This window comes from Allobacillus sp. SKP2-8 (assembly GCF_007559355.1).
GTDB classification, from domain to species: Bacteria; Bacillota; Bacilli; order Bacillales; family Alkalibacillaceae; genus Allobacillus; species Allobacillus halotolerans.
Window position 1 is genome coordinate 468,108 of the sequence record NZ_VMHF01000001.1, and the last position, 6,272, is coordinate 474,379.

Below are 6,272 nucleotides of genomic sequence, written 5' to 3' on the forward strand. Positions count from 1 at the left end.
GAATAATGAAAATAACATACAATCAGGTCGTTCATTTATTGACTTGATCATTCATCAGCGCTTGAATTTTGATCGGATGGTTCGTCGTTTTCTGATTCACTTTGTTGTTTTTCGAATTGTTGTTGTTTGCTTTGTAATTCTATGACCAACCGATCACCTTTATTAAGTTTTGTTCCGGGCTTTATACTCTGTTCGATAACAAAACCACTTCCATCAAATTCAAGCTCTAAATCAAGTAATTCACTTAGGTGAAGCACATCACGCAAAGGCCAACCTGACAGATTTGGCATTTGAGCCTCGCCTTCCGTCTTAACGAGCAAGTGATTACTCGGAAATAAACGATCTCCTTCTATTGGTCTTGAATCTGTAGCTTTTTCGCCTGTACCTAAAGGAACTACCTCGATACCTTTTTCTTCATAGGACGCTTCCAGCTCTTTTATTGATGCTCCTATAATATTATCGAGTATGATCGGTTCCATTTCGTCAGAACTTTCTTGGTCTGGTTGTACATTCAAGTAATTCAAACTGTTTTCCATAACCGTTTTATAAATATAGGATGTCGTCCGTGATCCTTCATAAGAATAATCAAGTTTTGGTTGTTTGACAGCGACGAACATCAATAATTCCGGATCATCTTTTGGCGCCATCCCCATAAATGAAAACAGGTAATTCGAAGGTCCCGTCAGCCAACCACCGGTTTCAGGGTCAGGTAGTTGAGAGGTCCCTGTCTTTCCTAAAGATGAGTAACCATCTAATTTAAAACTTTTACCTGTTCCGTGTTCTCCGGTAATGACAGTTTCGAATAAATCCCGTAATTGTTTTGAGGTTTCAGCACTAATGGGTTCTCCTACGATTTCCGTTTTCTTTTCATGAAGAATTTCCTCTGTTTCTGAGTCAACGACACTCGAAATGACGTACGGCTTCACCATCTTACCATCGTTCGCAATGGCTGTAGCACCTTTCATGATCTGAATAGGAGTAAAAGTAGATCCTTGTCCATAGGCCATTGTCAATTTCTCCATCGGATACTGGTAAACCATCTTTCCAAGACGTTCTCCAGATAAGTCTATCCCTGTCATACGGTCTAAATGAAAAGCTTCGATATATTCCATAAACGTATCTGGTTTGATTTTTTCCCATAATAATTTGGCCACTGCGACGTTGGATGAGCGTTGAATTCCTTCATCATAGGTAATTTCACCCCAACCGACGTTATTATGGTCACGGATATATCGGTGATTCTCGTTGATACGATATTTTCCAGATTGGTACGTTTCATTTCCGTTGTAGACGCCCTCTTCCATTGCTGCAGCGACCGTGAACATTTTCATCGTCGAACCCGGCTGAATTGGGTAGGATATGACGTCGTTGTACCAATTGGTAATATTTTCAGGTTGGTTTGGATTAAATGTCGGCCGATTACTCATGGCCAGCATTTCACCTGTTTTAGGGTCCATAACAGCAGCCACCATGCGTTCTGGTTGATATTCTTTTTCAATCGTTGTCATTGCATCTTCCAAAAAGGTTTGGATTTTTTGATCGATCGTCAAGTACACATGATCTCCATTTTCAGGTGGTTGAACGACTTCGTCGGCGTTCAATAACTTATACCCATATTTATCTCGCTTATAGCTAACAGAGCCAGCTTCACCTTGTAAATATTCATCCCATTCTAACTCAACCCCAAATTCAGCGACTGGTTTCCCCTTTTCTGCTCGTGTGTATCCGAGTATATGAGAAGCAAATGCACCGTTTGGATAATACCGTTGCATTTGTTGTTCGAAATTGATTCCATGTAATCCAAGCGCTTTTATTTCTTCCATTTTGGCCTCAGATAGATTATTTGCCTGTACGCCGAATTCCACTTGGAATCGATCATTTTCAATGCCATTTGTAATAGTTTGTTCAATTTCATTCGGATCTTTTTCCAAAAACGCAGCTAATTTTTCAGCCGTTTTTGAAGGGTTTTTCACGTGTAAAGGAGTTGGTGAATTTTCGGAATATGATTCATCAACAATTGCATAAAGTTTATACGTCGGCCGATTATCTGCCAGAACCATACCTGTCCGATCAAGGATTTTCCCTCTTTCATAACTCAATTCCTTACCAACCTGACGATACTTATTCGAATAATCAATTAAATCGACCGATTGCACTTCTCCTCCTACTTGGATGTACACAAACCGGCCGATTATGATTAAAAATCCTAATGTAAATATGCTAACCAATAAGATCAGCATGATGTTTTTTTGTTTCATTCTCACCGAAGATCCCTTCCCTTAAGGGGTATTATTGGCTTGTTTCACGTTACTGTTTTTAATATCAAGTCCATGTTTTTCTGCGATGGTCAAAATTCTTGTTGGATTACTCAGTTCTTGAACTTCTGCATGAAGGGAAACGTTTTGGGATTGTATCGTTTCAATATTACTGTCCAATTGCTGAATATCACGGTTCAATGAATTGACTGATGTAGAAAACATAACCATGTAAATGGCGAAACAAGTTATTACCAATATTCCTAAAGTATACAAAAACTTCTCACCTTTTGTAAATAAGGTTTTTTTGGCTTGTTCCACATGATGTTCCGTTTGATGGGATGTTTGGTCCTTCCGGTGTGGCAATGTTTGATATTGTCTCAGTCTTTCAGCACTCATTTAATTTACTTCCCCTTTCCATTCAGTGCGTATTTTTCGTCCCATTCCGTGACTTTTTCACAAATTCTTAATTTGGCCGACCGGGATCGGCGATTTTCATCTAATTCATTCTCGTTTGGAACAATCGGTTTCTTGTTGATGAGCTTAAAGGGTGGTTGAATTTCTTCAGGCAATAAAGGTATTTCTTTAGGAACATCCTCTGGCGTGCTCCATTTCTTCATTGCTTGTTTACAAATTTTATCTTCCAATGAGTGAAAGGTAATCACAGCAATCCTACCGCCAATCGCCACTTTTCTTGCCGCTTGATGTAAAGCTTCTTCAAAGACATTCAATTCATCATTCACTGCAATCCGAATTGCTTGAAAGATACGTTTGGCCGGATGCCCACCCTTTCTTCTTGCAGGTGCGGGAATAGCTTCTTTAATAATTTCCACCAATTCGAGCGTCGTCTCAATCGGCTTTTCTTCTCTTTTACGCTCAATATTCCTTGCGATTTGTTTAGAGAATTTCTCTTCTCCATACCTAAAAAAGGATTTAACAAGCTGCTCATACGTCCAATGATTGACAACTTCATATGCGCTTAATTTCTGGGTCTGATTCATTCGCATATCCAGTGGCGCATCATTGTGATAACTGAATCCTCTTTCGATTTGGTCGAGTTGCGGAGAAGATACGCCTAGATCAAAGACAATTCCTTCAACTTCGCTAATGTCCAACTCATCCAATGCTTCTTCTAACTGTGAGAAGTTTCGGTGGATGAATGTAACTTGATTCTCGTATTCGGATAATAATTTTCTAGCATGTTCAATAGCCGTTTCATCCTGATCAAAAGCAACCAGGTGGCCTTTTTCTGTCAATTTTTCAATAATCTTCTTTGAATGTCCTGCACCTCCAAGTGTGCAGTCTACATAGGTGCCATTCGGTTGAATAGACAGTCCTTCAATTGTTTCTTGGTTCAATACACTAAAGTGTTCAAACATCTCTTCACCCTCCACCATTAAATATCGAAATCCATCATATTTTCTGCGATTTCAGCAAACGATTCTTCTGATTCTTCTACATAGTCTGTCCAAGCATCGCGTGCCCATAATTCGATTCGGTTTGAAACGCCGATTACGATACATTCTTTATCCAGATTGGCATATTTCCGGAGGGGGGATGGAACATTGATTCTACCTTGCTTATCGATTTCACATTCAACAGCACCAGAGAAGAAAAAACGTGTAAATGCACGTGCATCCTTCTTAGTAACTGGTAACTTTTTCAGTTTTTCTTCGAGGACTTTCCATTCATCCATTGGGTAGGCGAATAAACAATGATCTATTCCACGAGTGAGCACAAATGACTGGCCTAAGCCATCTCTGAATTTAGATGGAATAATGATCCGGCCTTTTGTATCAATATTATGTTGAAACTCACCCATAAACATAGACTTCGCCCCACCTTTTTTTATAGTTTACCACAATCCACCACTTTCAACCACTTTTTTAATAAAAATTTATATAAACATAAAAAAAGCATGTTTAGCCAGTCGACTAAACATGCTATAAACCTTAATATATATAGCTTTTTTCTGATTTAATTAAAAAGTGGTGAGTGGTGGTAGATGAGTGGTTACAGCTCTACCAATAGGTGGTCCACTTCCCATTTTGGTGGAAGTGTAGCCAATCTCGATGGCAAGTCCAATCCATATTGGTTGATCCAATGAATCATATTCCACTTCCGTTCTTGTAACCCACCATCCGGATGGTAATACGTATCTAACGTGTCATACCTGTTCATTCGCAGTTGATGGTTTTTTTCAACATTTCTGATGAACCGCTTCTCAACAAAAGCTAATTCTTTTTGGATTTTTTCAAGATTCTTACTCGAAAGGCCTTCCATATCAGAGCTGATCGATTCTGCGATTTCTTGCACGGATTGATGAATCGTCTCTATTTGTTTCTGAACTTCTTGGAATGTTTCTTCAATCGGCAGTTTTGTCTGCCGCTTCAACCAGTTCATCTTTTGCGTATAAATACCCGATTGAATTAATGACTCGACTGATATATCCATCTCATCCATCCATGATTGATGATTGGATTGGAGAAGTGTGATCGATAGTCGAGGCATGACGATTGGCAACGTCAAATTCAAACATCGAAAGGCATTTTTCAAAATTGACCAATAGGCCAACTCGCCAGGTCCTGCATGAAAAGCCAATACAGGGAAAACCATCTCTTGCATGAGCGGACGTGTGATGACGTTATTGCTCAATCGCTCTGGCTCATTTTTTGCAATTGTTAATAGCTCTTCTGTTTGTAAAGAAACCTTTCCATCCTTCGTCTTCCATTGATCGTCTTCTTTTATGAGTAACTGCCTCTCGCCGTCGATATGATAAAACAGATGACCATCGTCACTCGCAGCATCAACTGAAATCGTATATCCTTTTTCTTCTTGAAGTTGTAAGTCCTTAACGACAGCTTTAGCAATGTTTGGTTGTTCCTCAATCATCCGCACAAAATAAGCTGATTCCAGCTTTCTTAAATTAGGATCGTCTGAATCAACCAATACTAAGCCTTCTTCTTGGAACATTTGATGAATAAGAGTTCCAAAAAAATCCACATATGTTTCACTTTGGTCCGCAGCTTCTTGGAGTTGTTGGTATATTTTCTTTGTATGTTCGGTTTCCTGAAATGCAGAAAATATATCTTTCAAGAAAGTGGCCGTTTCTTGCTTCGGCAACACTCTTGAGGAGATAGATTTCTTGGATTCTAACTCATCGTCAATAGCAATCTTTTTTAATCGATTAGCATTTTTTTGAATATAAACATGATTGATCTCTTCAAAATCATGATCTTCACCCGCAATCCAAAAAACCGGAATGACAGGTTGCTGTAAGTGTTCTTCTTGCTCTTTTGCATGGACAAGAATAGACACTATTTTATGAATGGTATAGAGTGGACCCGTCAGAAGACCCGCCTGCTGTCCGCCAATGATGACCGATGAGGCTGGATTTTTTAACGCTTCGATATTTTTTTCAACAGCAGGGCCCGCTCCCCATTTTTGATTTTGCTCCAACAATACTTGCGCCAGCTCTTCCCGTTGGTATTCGGCTTGCTGGATCTGAGATAACCGATTTTTATAACTCTGAATCTGGTACGGATCATATTCAAATTGCGTAAAAATCGATTCCTTGCGATCTCGATAATCCTGTAACAATTGTGATGGTTGTAACTGAATTGGAATTGTCTGCATCCTATAACCCTGCCTTTATTACTTTACTCGTTCAATACCTAGCTGTTATTTTATCGAAAAAAACAATGACTTTCATTAAATCTGTTTAGTGACGCTGAGGAATAGAGTATAACTAGTGAAATATATGTATGCAATGACAGCCAGGACAAAGCAAGTCGCCAAGTCGTCCATGCCGCTTTCTTGCATCGGCCACCTCATTACCTATATCGATGGTTTGCCATATGACCAACTGAATTCGTAGTCATCGAAGCGCTCTATACCCCCGAATGAGTAATAGATGACGCCGGAAAGTCCTATAGGAGTGTTCTATACCCCCGAGTGAACAGGAAATGATGCCGAAAAGTCCTATAGAAGCCTTCTATAACCCCGAACGGACAAGAA

General features: G+C 39.5%; 5 protein-coding genes. All 5 read right to left on the reverse strand.

The window, feature by feature from the left end; all coding sequences use genetic code 11:
- Nucleotides 1-47 precede the first annotated feature (47 nt).
- Entirely contained in the window at nucleotides 48-2,258 is a 2,211-nt protein-coding gene (locus FPQ10_RS02385) for a penicillin-binding protein (protein WP_144160183.1), read from the reverse strand.
- Between the two features lie 21 nt (nucleotides 2,259-2,279).
- The gene (gene ftsL / locus FPQ10_RS02390; protein ID WP_144159650.1) at nucleotides 2,280-2,654 is read right to left on the reverse strand and encodes a cell division protein FtsL; all 375 of its coding nucleotides are present in this window, start codon (nucleotides 2,652-2,654) and stop codon (nucleotides 2,280-2,282) included.
- Between the two features lie 5 nt (nucleotides 2,655-2,659).
- Nucleotides 2,660-3,634 carry a 16S rRNA (cytosine(1402)-N(4))-methyltransferase RsmH gene (gene rsmH, locus FPQ10_RS02395; protein ID WP_144159653.1) on the reverse strand — a complete coding sequence of 325 codons (975 nt, stop codon included), beginning with the start codon at nucleotides 3,632-3,634 and terminating at the stop codon, nucleotides 2,660-2,662.
- Nucleotides 3,635-3,651: 17 nt separating this feature from the next.
- Entirely contained in the window at nucleotides 3,652-4,083 is a 432-nt protein-coding gene (mraZ, locus tag FPQ10_RS02400) for a division/cell wall cluster transcriptional repressor MraZ (protein ID WP_144159656.1), read from the reverse strand.
- Between the two features lie 185 nt (nucleotides 4,084-4,268).
- Nucleotides 4,269-5,891: a bacillithiol biosynthesis cysteine-adding enzyme BshC gene (gene bshC, locus FPQ10_RS02405; protein WP_144159659.1), complete on the reverse strand. Its 1,623-nt coding sequence runs from the start codon at nucleotides 5,889-5,891 to the stop codon at nucleotides 4,269-4,271.
- Nucleotides 5,892-6,272 lie beyond the last annotated feature (381 nt).